26 protein-coding genes and 1 tRNA gene are annotated in these 19589 nt (G+C 65.1%); 10 read left to right on the forward strand and 17 right to left on the reverse strand.

Translation table 11 applies throughout. The annotated features are described in order from the left end of the window. Positions 1-61: 61 nt before the first annotated feature. A complete protein-coding gene (gene ompR / locus AC1PPL_RS04780) occupies positions 62-793 on the reverse strand; it encodes an osmolarity response regulator transcription factor OmpR (protein ID WP_011806277.1) in 732 nt (243 codons plus the stop codon). A gap of 220 nt (positions 794-1013) precedes the next feature. Between ompR and AC1PPL_RS04785 the strand changes: the two genes are divergently transcribed. Beyond that, positions 1014-1727, forward strand: coding sequence for an SIMPL domain-containing protein (locus AC1PPL_RS04785; RefSeq protein ID WP_123675957.1), 714 nt, complete (start codon positions 1014-1016; stop codon positions 1725-1727). A gap of 79 nt (positions 1728-1806) precedes the next feature. On the opposite strand, the gene AC1PPL_RS04790 is transcribed toward AC1PPL_RS04785, so the two are convergent. Further along, complete coding sequence (locus tag AC1PPL_RS04790; protein WP_479972768.1) at positions 1807-2589, reverse strand: 3-hydroxybutyrate dehydrogenase; 783 nt, start codon at positions 2587-2589, stop codon at positions 1807-1809. A gap of 69 nt (positions 2590-2658) precedes the next feature. Here AC1PPL_RS04790 and AC1PPL_RS04795 point away from each other — a divergent pair, with 69 nt between their 5' ends. From AC1PPL_RS04795 to phaR, 4 genes are all read left to right on the forward strand, one after another. Beyond that, positions 2659-3594 carry an alpha/beta fold hydrolase gene (locus AC1PPL_RS04795; protein ID WP_312790760.1) on the forward strand — a complete coding sequence of 312 codons (936 nt, stop codon included), beginning with the start codon at positions 2659-2661 and terminating at the stop codon, positions 3592-3594. 26 nt (positions 3595-3620) lie between these two features. Continuing rightward, positions 3621-5834 carry a RelA/SpoT family protein gene (locus AC1PPL_RS04800; RefSeq protein WP_479972901.1) on the forward strand — a complete coding sequence of 738 codons (2214 nt, stop codon included), beginning with the start codon at positions 3621-3623 and terminating at the stop codon, positions 5832-5834. Positions 5835-5894: 60 nt separating this feature from the next. After that, a tRNA-Val gene (locus tag AC1PPL_RS04805) sits at positions 5895-5971 on the forward strand. A 198-nt stretch (positions 5972-6169) separates the two neighbouring features. Further along, positions 6170-6739, forward strand: a complete 570-nt coding sequence (gene phaR / locus AC1PPL_RS04810) for a polyhydroxyalkanoate synthesis repressor PhaR (protein WP_011806272.1) — start codon at positions 6170-6172, stop codon at positions 6737-6739. A gap of 171 nt (positions 6740-6910) precedes the next feature. Here the strand turns inward: phaR and AC1PPL_RS04815 are convergent, their stop codons facing one another. From AC1PPL_RS04815 to AC1PPL_RS04865, 11 genes are all read right to left on the reverse strand, one after another. Further along, a complete protein-coding gene (locus tag AC1PPL_RS04815; RefSeq protein WP_479972769.1) occupies positions 6911-7159 on the reverse strand; it encodes a hypothetical protein in 249 nt (82 codons plus the stop codon). 2 nt (positions 7160-7161) lie between these two features. Beyond that, entirely contained in the window at positions 7162-7632 is a 471-nt protein-coding gene (locus AC1PPL_RS04820; protein WP_479972770.1) for a hypothetical protein, read from the reverse strand. 35 nt (positions 7633-7667) lie between these two features. Further along, a complete protein-coding gene (locus AC1PPL_RS04825; protein ID WP_479972771.1) occupies positions 7668-7883 on the reverse strand; it encodes a Lar family restriction alleviation protein in 216 nt (71 codons plus the stop codon). Then, on the reverse strand, positions 7880-8275 hold the full coding sequence (locus tag AC1PPL_RS04830; RefSeq protein WP_479972772.1) for an ASCH domain-containing protein: 396 nt from the start codon (positions 8273-8275) through the stop codon (positions 7880-7882). The genes AC1PPL_RS04825 and AC1PPL_RS04830 overlap by 4 nt, the downstream gene beginning before the upstream one ends. After that, the gene (locus AC1PPL_RS04835; protein ID WP_479972773.1) at positions 8272-8544 is read right to left on the reverse strand and encodes a hypothetical protein; all 273 of its coding nucleotides are present in this window, start codon (positions 8542-8544) and stop codon (positions 8272-8274) included. Before AC1PPL_RS04835 ends, AC1PPL_RS04830 begins: the two co-directional genes overlap by 4 nt. Then, positions 8541-11036, reverse strand: a complete 2496-nt coding sequence (locus AC1PPL_RS04840) for a ParB/RepB/Spo0J family partition protein (protein ID WP_479972774.1) — start codon at positions 11034-11036, stop codon at positions 8541-8543. Before AC1PPL_RS04840 ends, AC1PPL_RS04835 begins: the two co-directional genes overlap by 4 nt. Positions 11037-11043: 7 nt before the next feature. Further along, a complete protein-coding gene (locus AC1PPL_RS04845) occupies positions 11044-11208 on the reverse strand; it encodes a hypothetical protein (RefSeq protein ID WP_479972775.1) in 165 nt (54 codons plus the stop codon). Beyond that, positions 11205-11507: a hypothetical protein gene (locus AC1PPL_RS04850; protein WP_088887164.1), complete on the reverse strand. Its 303-nt coding sequence runs from the start codon at positions 11505-11507 to the stop codon at positions 11205-11207. The genes AC1PPL_RS04845 and AC1PPL_RS04850 overlap by 4 nt, the downstream gene beginning before the upstream one ends. 8 nt (positions 11508-11515) lie before the next feature. Further along, positions 11516-11866: a DEAD/DEAH box helicase family protein gene (locus AC1PPL_RS04855; RefSeq protein ID WP_479972776.1), complete on the reverse strand. Its 351-nt coding sequence runs from the start codon at positions 11864-11866 to the stop codon at positions 11516-11518. A gap of 134 nt (positions 11867-12000) precedes the next feature. Then, positions 12001-12231 (reverse strand): hypothetical protein, encoded by a 231-nt coding sequence (locus tag AC1PPL_RS04860; RefSeq protein ID WP_479972777.1) that lies wholly within the window; start codon positions 12229-12231, stop codon positions 12001-12003. Further along, positions 12228-12650, reverse strand: a complete 423-nt coding sequence (locus tag AC1PPL_RS04865; protein WP_479972778.1) for a hypothetical protein — start codon at positions 12648-12650, stop codon at positions 12228-12230. Before AC1PPL_RS04865 ends, AC1PPL_RS04860 begins: the two co-directional genes overlap by 4 nt. 89 nt (positions 12651-12739) lie before the next feature. Here AC1PPL_RS04865 and AC1PPL_RS04870 point away from each other — a divergent pair, with 89 nt between their 5' ends. After that, positions 12740-13117: a hypothetical protein gene (locus AC1PPL_RS04870; RefSeq protein ID WP_479972779.1), complete on the forward strand. Its 378-nt coding sequence runs from the start codon at positions 12740-12742 to the stop codon at positions 13115-13117. A 149-nt stretch (positions 13118-13266) separates the two neighbouring features. Here the strand turns inward: AC1PPL_RS04870 and AC1PPL_RS04875 are convergent, their stop codons facing one another. From AC1PPL_RS04875 to AC1PPL_RS04885, 3 genes are all read right to left on the reverse strand, one after another. Beyond that, positions 13267-13884: a BRCT domain-containing protein gene (locus AC1PPL_RS04875; RefSeq protein WP_479972780.1), complete on the reverse strand. Its 618-nt coding sequence runs from the start codon at positions 13882-13884 to the stop codon at positions 13267-13269. Between the two features lie 12 nt (positions 13885-13896). Further along, the gene (locus AC1PPL_RS04880; RefSeq protein ID WP_479972781.1) at positions 13897-14271 is read right to left on the reverse strand and encodes a hypothetical protein; all 375 of its coding nucleotides are present in this window, start codon (positions 14269-14271) and stop codon (positions 13897-13899) included. Between the two features lie 73 nt (positions 14272-14344). Further along, complete coding sequence (locus AC1PPL_RS04885; protein ID WP_479972782.1) at positions 14345-14809, reverse strand: helix-turn-helix domain-containing protein; 465 nt, start codon at positions 14807-14809, stop codon at positions 14345-14347. 41 nt (positions 14810-14850) lie between these two features. Here AC1PPL_RS04885 and AC1PPL_RS04890 point away from each other — a divergent pair, with 41 nt between their 5' ends. Next, a complete protein-coding gene (locus AC1PPL_RS04890; protein ID WP_479972783.1) occupies positions 14851-15072 on the forward strand; it encodes a hypothetical protein in 222 nt (73 codons plus the stop codon). Between the two features lie 146 nt (positions 15073-15218). Here the strand turns inward: AC1PPL_RS04890 and AC1PPL_RS04895 are convergent, their stop codons facing one another. After that, positions 15219-15449, reverse strand: a complete 231-nt coding sequence (locus AC1PPL_RS04895) for a hypothetical protein (RefSeq protein ID WP_479972784.1) — start codon at positions 15447-15449, stop codon at positions 15219-15221. Between the two features lie 298 nt (positions 15450-15747). Here AC1PPL_RS04895 and AC1PPL_RS04900 point away from each other — a divergent pair, with 298 nt between their 5' ends. From AC1PPL_RS04900 to AC1PPL_RS04910, 3 genes are all read left to right on the forward strand, one after another. Beyond that, complete coding sequence (locus tag AC1PPL_RS04900; RefSeq protein WP_479972785.1) at positions 15748-16269, forward strand: hypothetical protein; 522 nt, start codon at positions 15748-15750, stop codon at positions 16267-16269. Beyond that, positions 16266-16568, forward strand: a complete 303-nt coding sequence (locus tag AC1PPL_RS04905; protein WP_479972786.1) for a hypothetical protein — start codon at positions 16266-16268, stop codon at positions 16566-16568. Before AC1PPL_RS04900 ends, AC1PPL_RS04905 begins: the two co-directional genes overlap by 4 nt. A gap of 77 nt (positions 16569-16645) precedes the next feature. Then, positions 16646-19219: a virulence-associated E family protein gene (locus tag AC1PPL_RS04910; protein ID WP_479972787.1), complete on the forward strand. Its 2574-nt coding sequence runs from the start codon at positions 16646-16648 to the stop codon at positions 19217-19219. Positions 19220-19589 lie beyond the last annotated feature (370 nt).

Genomic DNA, 19589 nt, shown 5'->3' on the forward strand with positions numbered 1-19589 from the left:
CATGCAGGGCACGGCGTGCCGGTGGAGTGGGGCCGCCGTTCCTTTAGGAGGGATGCCCTGGTCAGTTCGTGCCGTCCGGCACGAACACGTAGCCCACACCCCACACGGTCTGGATGTAGCGCGGCGCGGCGGCGTCCACCTCGACCAGCTTGCGCAGGCGCGAGATCTGCACGTCCAGGCTGCGGTCGAACGGCTCGAACTCGCGCCCGCGTGCCAGCAGCGCGAGCTTTTCGCGCGACAGCGGCTGGCGCGGGTGGCGCACCAGGGCTTTCAGCATGGCGAATTCGCCCGTGGTCAGCGGCAGTTCCTCGCCGTTCTTTTGCAGCGCGCGCGTGCCCAGGTCGAAGGTGAAGGGGCCGAAGGTCACCACTTCGTTGTCGCCCGACGGTGCGCCCGGGGCCTCCTGCGGCGGGCGGCGGCGCAGCACGGCGTGGATGCGGGCCAGCAGCTCGCGCGGGTTGAAGGGCTTGCCCAGGTAGTCGTCGGCGCCCACTTCCAGGCCCACGATGCGGTCCACGTCCTCGCCCTTGGCGGTGAGCATGATGATGGGCGTGCGGTCATTGGCCGCGCGCAGGCGCCGGCAGATCGACAGGCCGTCTTCCCCCGGCATCATCAGGTCCAGCACGATCAGGTCCACGGTCTCGCGCAGCAGGATGCGGTTGAGGGCCTTGCCATCTTCCGCGACCATAACTTCAAAGCCTTCCTGGGTGAGGTAGCGGCGCAGCAGGTCGCGGATGCGCGCATCGTCATCCACCACGAGAACTTTGTCGGTACGGTTGGTTGTTGAAGCCATGCTTTCTTTCCCAGTCCAATTTGTAACAGAGCCGATTCTGACCAGCTTGCGAACGGAAAGTCCGGTTTTACCCCGGGGTCTGACCAACTGTTACAGGTTTTGCGACGCCTCGCAACGACATTACCCGGCATTCATGCCAGCGCTGCGCTGACGCGGTTAGCGTCGGTCCTGGGGCATGCTGCACATGCCTGTACAACGTCAACCCAAGAAAAGGAACACCATGCAAAGAACTATAAAAACAATAGCTGCTTGCGCACTGATGGCGGGCGCTGTGGCCGCTTACGCTCAGAATCCTTCGGCGCCGCCGCAGAACGTGCTGCAGCTCTCCGCATCGGGCACGGTGCAGGTGCAGCAGGACTTGCTGGTGCTGACGCTGGCCGCCACCAAGGAAGCCGCGGACGCCGCAGGCGTGCAAACGCAACTCAAACAGGCGCTGGACGCCGCGCTGGCCGAAGCCCGCCGCGCCGCCCAGCCGCAGCAGATGGACGTGCGCACGGGGGCCTTCGGCATGTACCCGCGCTATGGCAAGGACGGCAAGATCACCGGCTGGCAGGGCCGCGCCGAGCTGGTGCTGGAAGGGCGCGACTTCCCGCGCATCACGGCCACGGCGGGCAAGATCCAGAGCATGTCCATCAGCCAGATCGCATTCGACCTGTCGCGCGAGGCGCGGGCAAAGGTGGAGACCGAGGCCCAGGCGCAGGCCATCGAGGCCTTCAAGGCACGCGCCTCCGAACTGGCGCGGGGCTTCGGTTTTGGCGGCTACACGCTGCGCGAGGTGGCGGTGAACAGCAACGAGATGTCGCCCGGCCCGCGCCCGCGCATGATGGCCATGGAGGCCAAGGCGGCATCCTATGCGTCCGACGCTCCCGTGCCTGTGGAGGCCGGCAAGGCCCAGGTGGTGGTGACGGTGGCTGGCTCGGTACAGCTCAAGTGACCCCAGCGGTCGCTATCAGCCATTTTGGCCTGCAGCGCCCGCCAGTCGGGCGTTGCAAGCTACTTTATTAATAGCGGGCTTACTGCGCCACCCAGCCGCCGTCCATATTCCATGCCACGCCGCGCACGTTGTTGGCGGCGGCCGAGCAGAAGAACACGGCCAGTTCACCCAGCTCTTCGGGTGTGGTGAACTGCATGGAGGGCTCCTTCTCGCCCAGCAGCACTTTCTTGGCTTCTTCGTTGGAGATGCCCAGCGCGGCGGCCCTGGCGTCCACCTGCTTTTGCACCAGCGGCGTGAGCACCCAGCCGGGGCAGATCGCGTTGCAGGTCACGCCCGTCGGGGCGGTCTCCAGCGCCGTCACCTTGGTCAGGCCAACGATGCCGTGCTTGGCCGCCACGTAGGCCGACTTCTGCGCCGATCCCACCAGGCCGTGCACCGACGCCACGTTGATGATGCGGCCCCAGTCATTGGCCAGCATGCCGGGCAGCGCCAGGCGCGTGGTGTGGAAGGCGCTGGTCAAGTTGATGGCGATGATGGCGTCCCACTTCTCCACGGGGAAGTCCTGCACGCTGGCCACGTGCTGGATGCCGGCGTTGTTGACCAGGATGTCCACGCGGCCGAACTGGGATGCGGCGTACTTGAGCATGTCCTCGATCTCCGCGGGGCGGCTCATGTCCGCGCCGTGGTAGGCCACGCGGGCGCCTGCGGCCTCGCCGGCGGCCAGCACCTCGGCGCGCGGACCGTCCACGTCGCCAAAGCCGTTGAGCACGATGTTCGCCCCCTGGCGCGCGAGCGCCTTGGCGATGCCCAGGCCGATGCCGCTGGTGGAGCCGGTGACGAGGGCGGTTTTGCCGTTCAGCATGAGAGTCTCTCCGAATGAATTAGGATGCAGCGCAGGCATTATCGAGCGCTGCATGACGGTACCGTTTCCATGATTCAACCTACGCTGAAATACGTACCGTGCCCCGGCCCCGCGGCCGCCGGCCACCCGGAACAAGGCCGTCGCATGGCCTACTGGGAGTGGAACGAGACGGGCGACGCGGCCCATCCCCATGTGATCGTCTGCGTCCACGGGCTGGCACGCCAGGGGCGGGACTTCGACACCCTGGCACGCGCGCTGGCCCGCCATGCGCGCGTGGTCTGCCCCGATGTCGTGGGGCGCGGACGCAGCGATTGGCTGGCCGATCCGATGCAATACCAATTGCCGCTGTACGCGGCCGACATGCTGGCCTTGCTGGCGCAACTGCACGCGCAAGGCCCCATCGCCACCCTGGATTGGGTGGGCACGAGCATGGGCGGGCTCATCGGCATGGGCCTGTGCGGCCAGACGGGGGTGTTGCCGGTACCCGTGCGGCGCCTGGTGCTCAACGATGTGGGGCCGCGGGTGGAGTGGCAGGCGCTCGCGCGCATCGGCCAGTACCTGGGCCAGCCCGCGCATTTCGCGACGCTGCAGCAGGCGGCCGACGCGCTGTGGGCGGTGTCGCGCAGCTTCGGGCCGCACACACCTGCGCAGTGGCTGGAACTGTCTCGCGCCATGGTGCGCGAGGCGCCCCAAGGGGGCTTGGCCCTGCACTACGACCCGGCGATCGCCGTGCCCTTTCGCGCCCTCACGCCCGAGGCCGCGCTGGCGGGTGAGCAGCAGCTATGGCAGCTGTACGACCAGATCCCGGCCCAGGTGCTGCTGCTGCGCGGTGCGGAGTCGGACCTGCTGTCCAGCGCTACGGCGCGCGAGATGACCGCGCGCGGCCCGCGTGCGCGGCTGGTGGAGTTCGCCGGCGTGGGCCACGCGCCGACGCTGGTGCAGCCGGACCAGGTGGCCGTGGTCGCGCAGTTCCTGCTGGAGCGGCAGGAGGAGTTGACAGCATGAAGAGCAGTTCCATCGGCCATCTGCCCATGGGGCAGGGCGCGGCCGCCGGGCCCCGACCCGAGGCAGTGCCGCAGCTCATCGCAGCCACCGCGCAGGCGGGGCCGGAGCATGCCGACGCCCTGGTACGCGCCCGCGCCTTTGCCGAGCCGCTCTTGATCGGCGAAACGTTGGAAACCGGAGAGAACACCCTCGTCCATGCCGATGCGGTGTCCGCCATCCTCAAGCACCTGGGCGGCTCGGAAACCATGCAGGCGGCGGCCTATCTGGTGTATGCCTGCTCGCACCTGAACAAGCCCGAGGAAGTGATCACCAAGGCCTTCGGCAGCAATTTCGCCGCGCTGGCGCTGGAGACCACCAAGCTCATGCGCGTGCAACTGCAGGCGCGCGAGGCGCAGGTGACGGGCCAGCAGGTGGACGATGCGGCCACGCAGACCGAGAACGTGCGCAAGATGCTGCTGGCCTTCTCGCGCGACCTGCGCGTGGTGATGCTGCGCCTGGCGTCCCGCCTGCAGACGCTGCGCTTTTACGCCGCAGCCAAGCGCCCGGTATCGCCGGCCATCGCGCGCGAGGCGCTGCAAGTGTTCGCGCCGCTGGCCAACCGCCTGGGCATCTGGCAGATGAAGTGGGAGCTGGAAGACCTGGCCTTCCGCTTCCTGGAGCCCGAGACCTACAAGGAAGTGGCCCGCCTGCTCGACGAGAAGCGCGTGGAGCGCGAGCTGTACATGGAGCAGGTGCGCAGCCGGCTGGAGTCCGAGCTGCGCGCGCGCAGCATCAGTGCCAGCGTGCAGGGCCGGCCCAAGCACATCTACAGCATCGTCAAGAAGATGCGCGGCAAGTCGCTGAACTTCGACCAGGTGTTCGACATCCGTGCGCTGCGTGTGGTGGTGCCGAGCGTCAAGGACTGCTACGCGGCTTTGAGCTGGGTGCACAGCCAGTTCAAGCCCATCGAGGCGGAGTTCGACGACTACATCGCCCGCCCCAAGCCCAACGGCTACCAGTCGCTGCACACCGTGGTGCGCGACGAGGCGGGCAAGGCCATCGAGATCCAGATCCGCACCCAGGCCATGCACGACCATGCCGAGCATGGCGTGGCCGCGCACTGGGCCTATAAGGAGGCGGGCACCAAGGGTTACGCTGGCGTGTCGGCCAGCAGCGAGTACGACGCCAAGATCGCCGTACTGCGCCAGCTGCTGGCGTGGGAGCGCGACCTGGTGGGCTCCGCCAGCCGCAGCGGGTTGTTCGAAGACCGCATCTATGTGCTGACCCCGGACGCGGCCGTGGTGGAACTGCCCCAGGGCGCCACGCCCGTGGACTTCGCCTATGCCGTGCACACGAGCGTCGGCCACCGCTGCCGGGGTGCGCGTGTCGACGGCAACATGGTTCCGCTGAACACGCCGCTGCAAAACGGCCAGACGGTGGAGATCACCACCGTGAAGGAAGGGCGCCCCTCGCGCGACTGGCTCAACCCGGAACTGGGCTACCTCACCAGCAACCGCGCGAAGGCCAAGGTGCGCGCGTGGTTCAACGCACAGGCCACCCATGCCACGGTGGCGCGCGGCCGCGAGCTGGTGGAAAAGCTGCTGCAGCGCGAGGGCAAGACGGCCCTCAAGCTTGACGACCTGGCGGTGCAGCTGGGCTTCAAGTCGGCCGAGGCCTTGTTCGAAGTGGTGGGCAAGGACGAATTCTCGCTGCGCAGCATCGAGACCCTGTTGCGCCCACCCGAGCCGGCGGTCGATGAGCCTGACGTGCTGCTCAAGAAGGCGCGCACACCCGACGGCGCGCCCAAGGGCGGCGTGCTGGTGGTGGGCGTGGATTCCCTCATGACGCAGTTGGCCAAGTGCTGCAAGCCCGCGCCGCCCGATGAGATCCGTGGTTTCGTCACGCGCGGCAAGGGCGTGAGCGTGCACCGCGCCGACTGCAGCAACTTCCGCGAGATGGCGGCGCGCAATGCGGAGCGCGTGATCGACGTGGAGTGGGGAAAGTCGCAGCGCGTCGCCGGAGAAGCCGCCGTCTACCCTGTGGACGTGGCGGTGGAAGCCTCGGACCGCCAGGGCCTGCTGCGCGACATCTCGGAAGTGTTCGCGCGCGAGAAGACCAACGTCATCGGTGTGCAAACACAGTCCGTCAAGGGAACGGCATGGATGACCTTCACCGTGGAGGTGTCCGATGCGGGGCGGCTCAACAAGGTGCTGGATATCGTGGCCGCGGTGCAGGGGGTGCGGTCGGCGCGCCGGCGATGACGGCCGCCAGGGCCGAGGCGGCATTTTTTGCTGCTATACTCCCGCTTCTCGAACAAACACAGGCGCGTAGCTCAGCTGGTTAGAGCACCACCTTGACATGGTGGGGGTCGTTGGTTCGAGTCCAATCGCGCCTACCATTTCTCTCTGCGGAAGCCACCCAGACTTCAGCATGCAAAGAGAGAAATTCTGTACAAAACGCCGCTCGACAGAGCGGCTTTTTTGTTTCCGGACCCCCGTATTCAGCCTGGAGCAGGCGGTCGTGCAAGCCATCAGGGTATTCCTGCGCGCTGCGCGGGTGCGGCCTGCCTAGAATCTGCTGCACTGCAATACAAGCCATGACGGGCCATGTACCCGAGGAGCCGCCTGTGCCAGACAAGAACCCAGCACCTGACCCAAAAACCGCCCAGCGCGTGATCAAGAAGTACCCCAACCGCCGGCTGTACGACACGTCCACCTCCACCTATGTCACGCTGGCCGAGGTCAAGCAGCTGGTGATGCAGGGCGAATCCGTCGTGGTGCGCGACGCCAAGACCAGCGAAGACCTCACGCGCAGCATCCTGCTGCAGATCATCCTGGAGGAGGAGGCAGGCGGCGCGCCGATGTTCAGCGAGGCGGCGCTGGCCAACATCATCCGCTTCTATGGCCATGCCATGCAGGGCTTCATGGGTGCGTACCTGGAAAAGAACGTGCAGATGTTCACCGAGATCCAGGCCAAGCTGGCCGAGCAGTCGCAAGGCCTCACGCCCGAGATGTGGACACAATTCATGAATCTGCAGTCGCCCATGATGAAGGGGCTGATGGGCAACTACGTGGAGCAGTCGCAGAACATGTTCCTGCAGATGCAGGACCAGATGCAGAAGCAGACCGAGCAGATGCTGGGCGCGTTTGGCCTCAAAAAACGCTGAGCCTGGCAGAACTGGGAAAATGCGGGGATGAGCCAAGCACTCTCCCCCGCCAAGACCCCTAAGATCGGGTTCGTCAGCCTCGGCTGCCCGAAGGAAGGCGAGTGTATACGCGCTGTTCACCCATGAGAAAGGCCCGCATCAGCGGGCCTTTTCGTTGGTGGGTGAGGCGGTCTATGCTGCTGCGATGGGCTTGCCCAGCGTGCGCAGGTAGCCCTTGCCCATCATGGTGTTGCGGAAGTTGTTGAGCGCCACGGCTTCGGCTTCGCGGGCCACGTCGTCGCCAGCGGCCAGGACGTGCCCACCTTCGTCCACGATGGCCAGGCGCGCGGGCTTACCGTTGGCCAGGACCACCAGCCCCTCGTGGCTGGTGGCGCAGATCACGATGCCTGGGAGGTTGCCTGTAGGTTGTGTCCCGATCATGCTCAAACTCCTGCAAGCGCCAGCTGCTCGCTGGCCGGGGTGGTGCTGATGACGACGGCGCCGGCGGTGCGGCGCACGTCTGCGGCCGCGTGGTCTTCGGCGCGCTGGTATTCGCCGCGCGTGAGGTGCTGCAGCTGGTGGTGGTAGATGGTCAGGCCGTCGCGGATCAGGTCCAGCTCTTCGTAGTAGAGGGAGGTGGGGCGCCACTCGCCCGTGGCCATGGCGCGGCGCATGATGCCGTCGAGGGCGCGTTGCGCGGGTTCGATGTGGCCGCGCGTGCCGCGTATCGGGCTGGTGATGGCCACCGAATCGGCAATGTTCATGGCGCTGACCAGGTGGGCCCACTGCACCTCTGTGGCTACGCCCTCGCGCAATGCCTTGAACGCCTTGCGCAGTGGGACCATGATGGCTTCGACCTGGCAGTGATCCAGCAGCGCGGCCTGCCAGGTGGCCAAGCGCACAGGGTTTTGCACACGAGTGCGCGGTTGGCGGGGTTTGCGGCCGTGGGTCATAGCGGCAGCGCCTCCTGCGCGGGCGCGGCGGTGCGCTTGTTCCAGGCCTCGGCCACCAACGGGCGGCAGTCGTCACCAGCGCTGATGCGGTACATGGTGGCCAGGCCGCAGTTGGCGCATTCAACCCAGGTCCAGCCGGTGTCGCCCTGCATCATCTTGGCGGGGCCGCCGCAGCATGGGCATGGTTTGAGGGGGTTGGTTTGATCGGTCACAGCACCACTCCCTTCGGCAGCTTGAAGTAGCCCAGCGCGCCCTTGCAGGCCTGAAAGGGCAGGGGCTCGGCGCTGTGCAGCACGTGGCCGAAGGGGCCGACGAAGAACGGGGATTCGTGCATGCGTGTGCACGCCACCAGTTCGGCACGTCCAACGATGCCGCCGCGCGGCAGATCCTCGGGCGCCGGCAGTGCGTCAGCGATGTGGCGCAGGGCGGGATCGCTGATCAGGAACAGCACACAGGCTTCGTAGTCGGCCCTCGTCATCATTTGGCTGGCGTGGATGGCCACCGGGCCCCGGTGCCGCGTTTCCCACGTGCGGTTTTCCACGGGCTTGTAGCCCATGGTGATGAGCCATGGCCAGGGCTGGCGGATGCTGATGCACTTCATCATTGCAGGTGCCCCCCGGTGGCTGCGGCCTCGGCCTTGGAGACATCTGCCAGCGCGGCCATCATGACGGCGGCCTGGTGCACGCCGACCTTGAGGGCGATAAGCCCGCCTGTGGCTGAAAGCAGGGCGCAGCAGAACTGATCCAGCTCCTTGGGGGTGAGCTGGGCGGCCGCGAAGTTGAGCGGCTGCTCCAGGAGGCTGGTGGCCAGCTGCATACCGAGTTCGATGGGGGTGCCTTGTAGCGTGGTGGTGACGGTGTGGGTTGTGCTCATTCGATCACCTCCAGCTCTTCCGTGCCGAACGTCATGTACGTGGCCAGGCCGCCATTGAAGCCGGTGAACATGATTTCCCAGCCGTCTTCCTTGAGGGCTTTCACGGTGCCCTGGCGCCAGCGATACGCATTGCGATCCATCGTCATGCCTGCCTTGAGCACGCGCACCTTGCTGCCAATCAGCGGATCTGCCGTGTAGTGCTCCACCTCGGCGCTGCTGACGTTGGCCAGGATCTCATGTTTCTTGGGACCGAACATCAGCACCAGGTTCGTGCCGCCCGTAGCCACCACCCCCACACGGCCGCAGGTCTTGCGGCGCTTGCCGTCCTGACCACGTGCATCGTCCTTCACCCGCACGATGGTGCCCTGCTCGAAGCGGGGCAATGGCGATTCTTCGCCCTGGGCTGGCCGGGGCGTAGCCTGCGCGGAAGCGACTGGCTGCGCTTCATTGCGCAGCGCCGCTGGCGCCTTGCTCATCTTCTCGGTGGGTGGGAACGGCCAGGCCGCCACGCGCGCAGTGGCGGTAGCCGCCGTGTCCGCCGGCAGCGCGTCAGCGACTGCCGGCGCTTCGTCGCCTTGCAGCGCGTCAGCGCTGCCCGTAGTGGACTCCCCCTCCAGCGCTTGCATGGCGGCCGCGATCTCGGCCGAGGCCTGCGCCTTCGATGTCTTGGGCGCAGCGGCGCCTTTTGCGCCAGCGCGCGCAGCCGGTCTTTTTGCGCCGCCCTTGGCGCCCTTGCCCCCTTCCGCACCTTCCCCCGCTTGCGCAGCCAGATTGGTCGCGGCTGCTGGTTTCCTGCGTTTTTCGGCTTCCTCCAGCTCCTTTGCCCGGTCTTCGCTTTCCATCTTGCGTTTGACCTCGGCTTGCACTTCGCGCACGTCTACCCCTGCTGCACCGGCCAAGATCGGCAGCATGTGGCCCGAGTCGCTCAGCACGTCGTACGTGCTATGCGTGCTGCTCATAGCTCGGTAGAGCAGCCAGCGTGTAAACACGCCGGACACCTCGGCCGCATCGATGGTGTGCAACCGGTTTTCCAGCTCAGACCAATCGAATTCAGTAGGCAAGCCAAGCGCTTCGCCAATCGGCCCTTCATCCTCGTAGCCTGCGGCATCGATCAGAAACGAGCGCAACGCCTCGGGCGGCACGGCGACACCATGGCCTTGGAACTTGCCCGCTACAGCGTCGGCGCTGGCATTCAGCCACGCAGTGCGGTACTCGGGGCGCTTCTCCACAGGCAAGAGCACTTTCGCGGCATCGGCCTTGTCTGCGGCTTTGGCTGCAGCGGCCTGGCGCTTCTCGCTGATCAGGCGTTTTGCCGTGCTGGTCTTCACTGCCTCCATGCTTTTGCCCGTGATGGGGTGGATGATGATGGTGGTTTCGGGGCAGTCCGCGCCCAACGCCTTGCGTACCGTGCTGCCGATGACGCCGATGCCGTAGGCCGATTCGTCCAGCAGCGTGTAGCCCTTGAACGTGGGGTTCTGGATGTGCTCGGAGCTGACCAGGCTGCGCGCTTCTTCGGCCGTGATGACCTTGTGCCCGGTCTTTCTGGCCTTTTCAACTGCCGCCTGATCGTGCGCGGCCTCCTTCTTGCGGTAGCAAGGCTGATCGGTGCACAGGTCGGGCCCGTCGTTGTCGCCAAACAGGTCGGGGTTTGCGCCGGTGCGCTTTGGGCAGGTGGTGCAGGCGCCAGCCTGGGGGCACAGCGTGTCGCTGGTGGTGTCGAACCTGGCCCGGTCCATGCGCAACATGATGTTGCTGCGCACGAACTGCGCCAGTTCGCGCGTGCTGTGCTTGGGCTCGTCGTTCCATTCCTTCTCCAACGCGAAGGCCAGGGCCTTTTGCTGTAGCTTGGGGTCGGGGATGTAGGAGATCTCGCGGGCCTTGCTGGGGTCGATGCTGCCGGTGCGCAGGGCCTCTGCGGCCTCTTGGCACAGGTTAAGCAGCTGCAGACGCTGGTACACATGCCGCACGCTTTTGCCGATGCGCTTGGCCACATCCTTTGCGCTCAGTTGGCTGTGCGTGATCAGGGCGTTGATGCCGTCCGCTTCCTCCAGCGCCTGCACGTCTACCCGCTGCAGGTTTTCGACGATCTGCACCTCGAGGGCTTGGTCGTCGGTCAGCTCGCGGATCATTACCGGGATATCTGGCACTCCAGCCAATTGGCAGGCACGCCAGCGGCGTTCGCCGGCCACCAGTTCGTACTCAATGGGCTCCCGCTTGCGAGTGGTGGCAAAGGGCCATGCAAGGACGTTGGAGCGCAGCGCGCGAGAAGTCTCTTCCAGGCGCGAGGTGGGCAGTGGGCGCACGAGGACAGGCTGGTGCACGCCACTGGCCTTGATGCTCTCTGCCAGTTCCTGGAGCTTGCCCTGGTCGAAGAACTTGCGCGGGTTGGTGTTGCTGGCCACGATGCTGGCAACCGCCAGCATGCGCATTTGGGGGCCTGCTGCAGGCGTGGGCAGCGCGGCGGTAAAGGTGTCGTGTTGGTCGGTTGCCATGTGAGCCTCAGAAGGGGTAGCTGGGGGCGTTGTTGTGGACCATTGCCAGCGCTGTCTGGATGGGAATGGCGCGGCGCATGTGAATGGGTGACGGACAGTGGCTGAGCACCACGTGGTCGAACTCGGGCCGCTTCTCGCCGGGCCACGCGCGCGGGGTGTAACTGATGGTCATGCTGCCGTCCCTCCCACACGCCCCAGCACCGCGCAGGCGCGGCGGCGCACGGTTTCGCTGACGTCGTAACCCAGTTCGTCGGGGCTGACGAGGTCCTGCAGCAGCTCCAGGGCGCGGTCTTTGCCCTGCCAGTAGTGCACGTCGCTGGCGCGGTGGGTGCAGGTGTTGATCAGGTCGGTGGCCAGGGCCTCGGCGGGTGTCAGGCGCAGGCCGGGCAGGGGCGTGCCGGCGGTGGTGAGCACGGTGACGCCGCCGCCAGCGGTGTCGGTGATGTGGATGGTGATGGTCTTGGCTTGCATGGTGGTGGTCAATCGGCCGCGAGGGCCACGGATGTGGCCTGCGGCAGGCTCAGCCGCAGGGTGGTGATGGGGGTGGTGACAGCCACGCGCTGGCCGGCGCGCAGAGCGTTGGCCTGGGCCTCTGCGGCCTTGCGCTGGTCTTCGGTGAACGGCACTTCGGCGTGCAGCGTGTGGCCGTGGGGCCCTACGCCCTGCAGTTCCACGCACAGCACGGGCACCGGGCGGCCGTGGTCGCTGCGGGTGCGGATGACGGGCGGCGCGGCCAGCGTGCCGGTGAACTCCAGCTGCGGCGGATGCGGCTCGGGCATGTCGCCGAACAGATCGGCGGATGCGTCGGGGTGCAGTGCACACGTGTGCATGGCGGCCTCCTGTGCGTGTGGTGGTGGTCAGTGCGTGCCGGGCATTGCCACGGCGATGCACGCGGTGAGAACGACGGCGGCTATCAGCACCAGCAGCCAGGTCAGGACCGATAGGACGGCGATGCCGGCGAGCCTCATGGGCGCACCTCGCGATGGCATACCAGCGTCTTGTCGTCCAGCCACTCGAAGGGGCGGCCTGCGCACACCTGGGCAGCTGCCCAGTCGCGGCTGGCCAGGGCTGCGGCCTCTTCCTGCGCGGCCAGGCTGGCGGCGCTGGGGCGGTCGGCGGTGGAGTCGGCCCAGGCGGCGAACCAGCCGACGACCAGGGTGAGCGCAATGGCGGTGAACCAGTTGGGGGCGGTCATGCTGCACCGCCTTCCCGACCCACTTCCACAAGGGTGCCAAAGTCGTCGGTGACGGCCGGGTAGGCGCGCTGCCACAAACCGCCCTTGTGGTCGTACCAATTGGCGCGCACAAAGGTCTTGCAGGGTTCCTGCTGCCAGCCGTGTTCCCGCTGGGTGCGCAGGCGATACCAGAGCGCCGAAGCCGTCCAGGCGAAGTCCGAGTCGGGGGTGTACACATCGCCACGGTGCTTGTAGACGGGGGGCGCAATGGTCAGTGCGTCATCGGGCGTGGTGGCGATGGCTGCGCGCAGGTCGAAGAGCAGCGGGGCAAGGCACCGCCGGCTGCTGTCGTCTTCAAAACCGGCGATGAAGGCCTCGGCGGCCTCCAGCACGGCGATGGGTGTGCACACGTGTGCACGGGGGGTGGGGGTGGACATCATTTGCCACCCCCGGTAAAGCCGCCGGTGATGTAAAAACCCAGCACGAAGGTGGCCGCCGCCACCGCCAGGTTGAACAACACAGGATGGTCATGCTTGAGCTGCTCCAGAACTCCCTTCCTTCGCTTCTGACATTCTTCATCGGGGTGCTTGTTGGCCACCGCACGGCACTGTGGCGGGACAGGCGAAAGGAGTTCAACGAAGCGGCTGATCCAATTCGTGCCTGGCTGTTGGTTGATCTGCGTGAGCCCAGTCCGCACAGGCGAGTGCCTGACTTGATGACCGTAGATCGGCTGGTGCAACGCATGCACATCTGGCGACGCAAGGGCTTCTTGGCCGCATGGCAGCGCCAGCAACAAGCCCGCAAGCAGGCGTTCAAGGAAAACGCCTTCGGAAAAGTGTCTTATGGCGACACGGAGCCTTTGAAGAAGGCGCTGCAAGACTGCCTGGAGTACACCAGGCGCTGGTGATGTGCACGCGTGTGCACTGGGGGATGGTGTGTGCATTGCTGCCCTCCGTGGTGTGGATGGCAGAATTAAACACCGTGTTTCCAAGTGGTGTCAACGCCGTGTTTAAAACGTGGCGTTAAAAAACCGCCCTGTGGCGGTTTCGGCTTCGCTTAGAGTGCTTGCATGGCATCAAGCCATCGCTGCTCGCTCAGTATGGCTATCGGGTGCCCCTGTCTTTGGAGGTCCATGGCTGACTGGATCTTGCGTCCATACGAGGTGGATACCCAGTCGGGGGAGATATGGGTTCCGACCACGAGGTACGCGACCTTGCGGGATACAGCGTTGGTGCAGATTCCGCCTGCTGCAGTGGTGATCTTCTCGCAGGCTGCGCGGGTGCCGTAGACAAAGGTGCCAGTGAAACACAGCGTTGAGTCACGCACCTCCAGCTCGCAGCTTGTATCGAACGGAAGGCCTGCCACTTCGGGTGTTACAGACCCGGTCTCGGCAAAGTCGGCGCCGATGATGCGTTGCAGCTCAGATAAAAAATGAGTACGCTCTTCCTCGGTCACGACACCATCTGCCATGATGTCCCGCAAATGGCGCGCAATTGCGGAGCCGGGCCATGTGGAAGTCACTTCTTCGTTGGCGGTCAACCACGTTGACAGCATCTTCAGTTCCAGGTCGTGTAGATGGGCGTCGGCGGTGATACCCGTCACTATGCCCATCAACACCTGAGACGCCTTTGTTAAATTGCGGTTGCCTATGGCTACGGCGATGGCTGGCTCCATGAGTGCACTCTCCTACTCGCTATCAGAATTCATGAGCTTTCCGTACTCCAGCGTGAATATCACGCGCACGCCGTGTCTGCTGCAGACCCGGACTGGCTCGCTGTCCATGTCAATGTCCAGATCATCGCCACGCAGTCCCTGCCACATGGCCAGGTACAGCAGCGACCCAATCTTCTGTTTGAGCTTGAGCTTTTTCTCCACGCCGCCGCGATAAGGCAGCACTGGTAGTTCATCGGACAACGCTTGGGCGCGTAACTCAGGCCGCTGCCGAGCCATATCGATGCCTGCCAGCCATGCGTTGATGATCCCCTTGTCGCGGCCTTCCATGCGCACGCTGTAGTCCGGTTCAAAGGACGGAGGATTGGCGAAAGATGCGCTGATTTTCATGAGCCGGATTTGTACGTGTCGCGTAAGCATTTCCTTACAAAGTCCACGTTATAAACCCTTCCTGGGGCCCGTGTCAGCCTGCTTTGGTGAGTCTGGCATCGCCTTGCTTTGCCAGGGTAATCAGGCCGGTGATCTCTGCCTCTATGCGCATGCGGCGGTCGGCATCGATTAGGGTGAGGAATTCACGCGCTGTGAAGCCTTTGAAGGGCCACGGGTTCACCGCATAAGGCGCCTGACGGTCGTGGATCGATGTCGCAATGGCGGGTCGCGCCATGGCCGTGTCTTCATCGCCCAGCAGCCAGTTGGCATCACAGCCGATGGCCTTCTGCGCCTGTAGAGCGCCCGTTTCAGACACCCCCCGTTTTGCCCAGTTCGTCAGCGTCTGTGGGCTGATGTTGAGCATCCTGGCAATGGCCGCAGGCGTGGATACGTTGCGCAACTCAGACGCGGCTTGAACCAGTCTGACGTATGACTTGTGAGGCTCGGGGGACATGTTTGCGATTGTCAAATCGCTAAACGGCACGTTGTTAAACGTCATGATTGACTTTTTAGTAAACACGACGTTTACAATGCGGTCTCATGACTGCACCCGAAACAGACATCCAGATCATCACCGCTCTCGGTGGTCCATCTAAGGTGGCGGAGCTGCTGAACCTGCCTAAGCGGGGTGGGCAGCAACGCGTCCAGAACTGGCTTCACCGTGGGATACCACCAGCGGTGAAGCTGGCTCGCCCGGATCTTTTCCTGCGCCATCTGACAGGGGTGCAGCAGGCCACCACGCAGGAGGTGGCCCATGGTTAGCACCGCTCGCCGTAGGCTGGAGATGTGCAGGCGCGTCAGCGCCTCGCTGGCCAAACTCAGCGCAACGTATGAGGGCAGAGGCGATTTCGCTGACTTCCTGCGCGCAGCTGCAGCCGCGGGTATCTCCCGACTGCAATTGCGCGAGTTCAGCTCTTGGGAAGGGACGCCAGAGCGTCCAGGATGTCCAGCTCTGCATTCATTGCCGCAAGAGCGTCTCCCGCCGCGCTTGACTTCTTGCTCCAGCTGCGGGCAGACCGTGCAATGCCGCCCAGGTCCAGATCCATCTGGGTCGCAAGGGCAATCAGCAATGCGATCTGTGTAGATCGCAGCGCCTCTATGCGCCCTTGCAGCTCTGCCATCGAAATGCTGTTGTTCATGCCCGCCCTCCCTGGCGATGGTTGTGTAGGAGCTCCCATCGTACGCCAGGGCTGGGTGGGCGCCCATTCCCGCTTTTCCACCCACCACGCCCACGGCCATGCCGCCGGGGTTCATCTCCTCTCCCCTCATGGTGTGCCGCGCGCGGGCAGGTGCGCGGTGCTTCGCATGGATGCGTCGCTGGGTGCTTTCTTTTCCTCTTTCACGTTGTTGGTCCCTCTCTCTTTTAGCTGCAGTGTCTGTGGCAAAGGGGTGGGGCGCCAGCCTGATCAATTTCACTTTTCAAGGTAACCGCCTCCTATGACCTGCCGATACTCAGAAACCGATTGGCGCGATGTGCTCTACAACAGCGTGCGCGCATGCCCTGGCAATGTGGTGGACGCTGCTGCGTTCTTGACCAAGCGGCGCGGCCGCAGCATGCATGGCGAGACCCTGCGCGCCAAGCTGCGGGGGGTGGACGGCGATTGCGTCAGCATGGAGATCGCCGAGCTGCTGACGGAGTGGATGCAGGAGCTGATGCGGCCGGATGCGCTGGATTGGCTGCATGCCTTCAATGCACGCTTTGGCCTGGCTGCGTCGGTGGTGGGGGCAGATGCTCCGGCCAGTGCTCAGGATGCAGTGCAGGCGCTGCAGCGCAAGCTGCTGGAGAACAATGTGTCGGGCGGGCGCTTGACGGAACTGGGCTTGCGCACCATTGCCGATGGGAAGGTGGATGGCCTGGAGGCCGATGCGCTGGAGGCGCAGGCCTTGGGAGAGATCCGCCAACTGCTGCAGTTGGTGGAAGCGGCGCGTGTTGCATCAGGCAAAGGCGGTGCCGCATGAGGCCCGCAGGCGAGGTCCGCAAGGCGCTGCTGGATGCCTGCGCCGCCCTGGCCAGTGGGGTGGTAGATCCTGCGCATGGCCCCACGCTGCGCGAGATTGCGCACCGTGCCTGTGTGGGCCTGGATGCCGCGCAGGACACGATGAAAAATATGGTGCGCGCCGGGGTAGTGCACCCCGTTAATACGCGCAAGGTACCCTACCGCAACCGGCCTGTGGCGGAATACCGGCCCGGCAGTCTGGCGCTTGCTGCCAATGACCCGTTTGCCGCTTTGGCCGGCGTTGTACAGGCTTGGGGGTAAGCGGATGCGGTTGAACCAAGCCGCCGGCGGGAGGGACGCTGGCTTGTATGTGGCCCTGTGCGTTGGAGGGCCTGCGCATGGGTGAGCCGACTTCGGCGCAAATCACTCCACCACCCGCACCGCCGCACGTTGATCCGCCTGTATGGGACACCATACCGGCACGCCTTGCGCAGGCGCAGCAGTGGGTGCTGTGGAAGTTTGAGTGGGATGCCAAGCGCAGCGCCTGGCTGAAGGTACCGTATTACGTACAGGGCGGCAGGCGCACGGGCGGGCAGGGTGATGACCGGGACCGGCAGCGCCTGGCCACGCTGCCGGTGGTGCGGCGGGCCTTTGAGCGTGCGGCCGGGTCAGACAAGCCGTGGACGGGCGTGGGCTTTGGTTTTTTGCCCGGCGATGGCCTGATCGGCATTGACCTGGACAAGTGCATTGATGCCGACACGGGCAAGCTGGGCGAGCGGGCCGCCAAGATCGTGCAGGCGTTCCATTCGTTCACGGAGTTTTCGCCCTCGGGCCGGGGCCTGCACATCTACGTGGAGGGGCACACGGCCACGGCCAAGAGCAACGACATTGGCGTGGAGATGTTCTGCGAAAAGCAGTACTTCACGGTGACGGGCCGCCACATGGAGGGCACGCCGCTGGAGGTGACGCAGGCGGATGAAGGCGCGATCAAGCGTATGCACGCCACCATTGCCGAGGCCAAGCAAAAGTATCAAGGCCCGGCGCCTGCGAAGGCTGCACCGCGCAGCGCGCATGTTGGTGACCGTAAGGGGCGGGACGATTTCGCGTATGTGAATGAAGAGGCCATGAAGGCCTTGCATGCGTGGGTGCCTGTTTTGTTCGGTGGGCGGGAGTACCCGCACACCACCAGGGAGGGGGCTGGGTATCGCGTGACAAGCAAGGCGCTGGGCCGTGACCTGCAGGAAGACCTTGGCATCACGCCCGGTGGCATCACGGATTGGGGGGTGGCCGATATGGGCGACCCCCGCCAGGGTAAGCGCACGCCTATTGACCTGGTGATGGAGTGGGGCCCCGGTACGGCCAAGCCTGCCGAGGCCTTGAAGTGGCTTGCACAGGTGATGGGCATCCAGCTCAGCGCACCGCCACCACCCCGCGCGAAAAATTCGGCTCCCGCTGGGGGGGATGACGCGGGCGCGGCTCCTACGCCTGATAGCGAGGGCGCGGGTGGTGGCAAGCCGCCGGGCAAGCGCCGTGTTGATGGCGGTGGCCGCGACCGTGGCGGTAGTGATGACGATGGACTGTCTGAGCTGTACGAGCGCCTGGTCTTCAATCGCGGGCGGCCGATGGATTGCCGCGAGAACGTGATGTATTCGCTGCTGCTGGACCCGGAGCTGAAGGGCCTGGCGAAGCTGAACGACTTCACGCGGCTGATTGAACGCAGCCGCACCACGCCCTGGGGGCACCCTGCGGGCGAGTGGGATGAAGAAGACGACTTGATGCTGGGCGAATACCTGTTGCGTGCGCACGGGCTGGGCATCAAGGCCAAGGGCACCTTGCGTGACGGGGTGCTGATGGCGGCGCGCTCGCACCGTTTCAACCCGGTGGTGGACCTGATCACGACCGAGAAGTGGGACGGGGTGAACAGGTTGGATACCTGGCTGTCGAAGGTGTACGGCCTGCCTGAACGCAAGGATCCGGCAGAGCGGGAGCGGTTGCGCGAGTACACGACGCTGATAGGTCGTTGCTTTTTCATGGGCCTGGTCAAGCGGGCCATCCAGCCAGGTTGCAAGTTTGACTACATGCTGATCATCAAGGGGGATCAGGGCCTGGCGAAGTCCACCGCGTTCCGGGCCATTGCGGCGCCCTGGTTCACCGACAACGGCACGAAGGTGGGCGAGAAGGATTCGCTGATGGCGCAGCAGCTGGCGTGGATCGTGGAGTCTGCGGAGCTGGAGTCGCTGAACAAGGCGGACAGCACGGCCATCAAGCAGTACCTGAGTGTGCAGGAGGACCTGTACCGGCCGCCCTATGGCGCCCAGATGATCAAGGCGCCGCGGCACTTCGTGAACGTGGGCACGACGAATGCGGACACGTTTTTGAAGGATGCGACAGGGGATCGGCGGTTCTGGCCGCTGGAGGTTGCATCGGTGAATGTGGAGCTGCTGCGCGAGATGCGCGGGCAGCTGCTGGCCGAGGCGCTGCACAGGGTGCAGGCCGGCGATCAGTATTGGCCCAGCCGGGAGGAAGAGAAGCGGTTGATCTTCCCGGAACAAGAGCAGTTCAAGCGGGGCGATGCGTGGGAAGACATGCTGCACGACATCGTGAACGAGCCGATCTCCCACAAGGTGGGGGAACCAGCGGGGGCCACCATCGACTTTTGGGCCACCACCAAGCTGTATGCGGCTCTGGGCATCAAGGCGGATCGTATTGATGGCCAGGGCAATATGGATGAACGCATGGCGCGGGCGATGAAGGCCCTGGGCTTTGACCGACATAGGGAGACCAACGGCCAGCGCAGGCGCGGCTTTTTGCGGCGCAAGGAAGAGAAACCCAAGGATGGAGCACCAGGGGCGCCAGGCGGAGCACCCCCTACCAATTCACCACCACCAACCGGCAGTGCGCAGCAGGGGCCTTCGCGCCTCCCGCCTGGCCCGTTCAATGTTGAAGGCGACGACGATGCGTTGCCCTTCTGACTTCACCACCTCTTACCTCGTGGCGCTTGGGCGCTTTGCGGTTTGGTCACGCCCCGGCCGGGTGTGCGCACGTGTGCGCGCCCTGGCGGTCCTGTCGCCGCCGCCGTCCACACCGTCCACCCCTCGTCCACCAGGGGGTGGACGGCGTAAGCGGTTGATTTCAAAAGGGAAACGGGCTATCCGTCCACCCGTCCACCCCTGATGCCATTCCTTCACACACACAAGCGCGTGTGCAGACACGGGGGCGCGTGTCTGCGCGCACGCGCGGGTGCAGCTTTCCTACCTACCTATGGACAGGGTGGTCCTATGGACGGATCAAGGATTGGCGCGGGTTTGCGCCGTCCACCCCTCGGCCACCCTCGGCCGCCTG

This window comes from Diaphorobacter sp. B2A2W2, assembly GCF_056730635.1.

What these genes read in the sequence shown, in the direction of transcription:
- AC1PPL_RS04910 (WP_479972787.1), top strand. Translation starts at nt 16,646, where the DNA reads ATGGGTGAGCCGACTTCGGCGCAAATCACTCCACCACCCGCACCGCCG.
- AC1PPL_RS04800 (WP_479972901.1), top strand. Translation starts at nt 3,621, where the DNA reads ATGGGGCAGGGCGCGGCCGCCGGGCCCCGACCCGAGGCAGTGCCGCAG.
- AC1PPL_RS04895 (WP_479972784.1), bottom strand. Translation starts at nt 15,449, where the DNA reads ATGAACAACAGCATTTCGATGGCAGAGCTGCAAGGGCGCATAGAGGCG.
- AC1PPL_RS04865 (WP_479972778.1), bottom strand. Translation starts at nt 12,650, where the DNA reads ATGATGTCCACCCCCACCCCCCGTGCACACGTGTGCACACCCATCGCC.
- AC1PPL_RS04875 (WP_479972780.1), bottom strand. Translation starts at nt 13,884, where the DNA reads ATGGAGCCAGCCATCGCCGTAGCCATAGGCAACCGCAATTTAACAAAG.
- AC1PPL_RS04855 (WP_479972776.1), bottom strand. Translation starts at nt 11,866, where the DNA reads ATGCACACGTGTGCACTGCACCCCGACGCATCCGCCGATCTGTTCGGC.
- AC1PPL_RS04870 (WP_479972779.1), top strand. Translation starts at nt 12,740, where the DNA reads ATGCTTGAGCTGCTCCAGAACTCCCTTCCTTCGCTTCTGACATTCTTC.
- AC1PPL_RS04880 (WP_479972781.1), bottom strand. Translation starts at nt 14,271, where the DNA reads ATGAAAATCAGCGCATCTTTCGCCAATCCTCCGTCCTTTGAACCGGAC.
- AC1PPL_RS04795 (WP_312790760.1), top strand. Translation starts at nt 2,659, where the DNA reads ATGATTCAACCTACGCTGAAATACGTACCGTGCCCCGGCCCCGCGGCC.
- AC1PPL_RS04860 (WP_479972777.1), bottom strand. Translation starts at nt 12,231, where the DNA reads ATGACCGCCCCCAACTGGTTCACCGCCATTGCGCTCACCCTGGTCGTC.
- AC1PPL_RS04840 (WP_479972774.1), bottom strand. Translation starts at nt 11,036, where the DNA reads ATGGCAACCGACCAACACGACACCTTTACCGCCGCGCTGCCCACGCCT.
- AC1PPL_RS04850 (WP_088887164.1), bottom strand. Translation starts at nt 11,507, where the DNA reads ATGCAAGCCAAGACCATCACCATCCACATCACCGACACCGCTGGCGGC.
- AC1PPL_RS04790 (WP_479972768.1), bottom strand. Translation starts at nt 2,589, where the DNA reads ATGCTGAACGGCAAAACCGCCCTCGTCACCGGCTCCACCAGCGGCATC.
- AC1PPL_RS04785 (WP_123675957.1), top strand. Translation starts at nt 1,014, where the DNA reads ATGCAAAGAACTATAAAAACAATAGCTGCTTGCGCACTGATGGCGGGC.
- ompR (WP_011806277.1), bottom strand. Translation starts at nt 793, where the DNA reads ATGGCTTCAACAACCAACCGTACCGACAAAGTTCTCGTGGTGGATGAC.
- AC1PPL_RS04815 (WP_479972769.1), bottom strand. Translation starts at nt 7,159, where the DNA reads ATGATCGGGACACAACCTACAGGCAACCTCCCAGGCATCGTGATCTGC.
- AC1PPL_RS04905 (WP_479972786.1), top strand. Translation starts at nt 16,266, where the DNA reads ATGAGGCCCGCAGGCGAGGTCCGCAAGGCGCTGCTGGATGCCTGCGCC.
- AC1PPL_RS04845 (WP_479972775.1), bottom strand. Translation starts at nt 11,208, where the DNA reads ATGACCATCAGTTACACCCCGCGCGCGTGGCCCGGCGAGAAGCGGCCC.
- AC1PPL_RS04900 (WP_479972785.1), top strand. Translation starts at nt 15,748, where the DNA reads ATGACCTGCCGATACTCAGAAACCGATTGGCGCGATGTGCTCTACAAC.
- AC1PPL_RS04835 (WP_479972773.1), bottom strand. Translation starts at nt 8,544, where the DNA reads ATGAGCACAACCCACACCGTCACCACCACGCTACAAGGCACCCCCATC.
- AC1PPL_RS04885 (WP_479972782.1), bottom strand. Translation starts at nt 14,809, where the DNA reads ATGACGTTTAACAACGTGCCGTTTAGCGATTTGACAATCGCAAACATG.
- AC1PPL_RS04830 (WP_479972772.1), bottom strand. Translation starts at nt 8,275, where the DNA reads ATGATGAAGTGCATCAGCATCCGCCAGCCCTGGCCATGGCTCATCACC.
- AC1PPL_RS04890 (WP_479972783.1), top strand. Translation starts at nt 14,851, where the DNA reads ATGACTGCACCCGAAACAGACATCCAGATCATCACCGCTCTCGGTGGT.
- phaR (WP_011806272.1), top strand. Translation starts at nt 6,170, where the DNA reads ATGACGGGCCATGTACCCGAGGAGCCGCCTGTGCCAGACAAGAACCCA.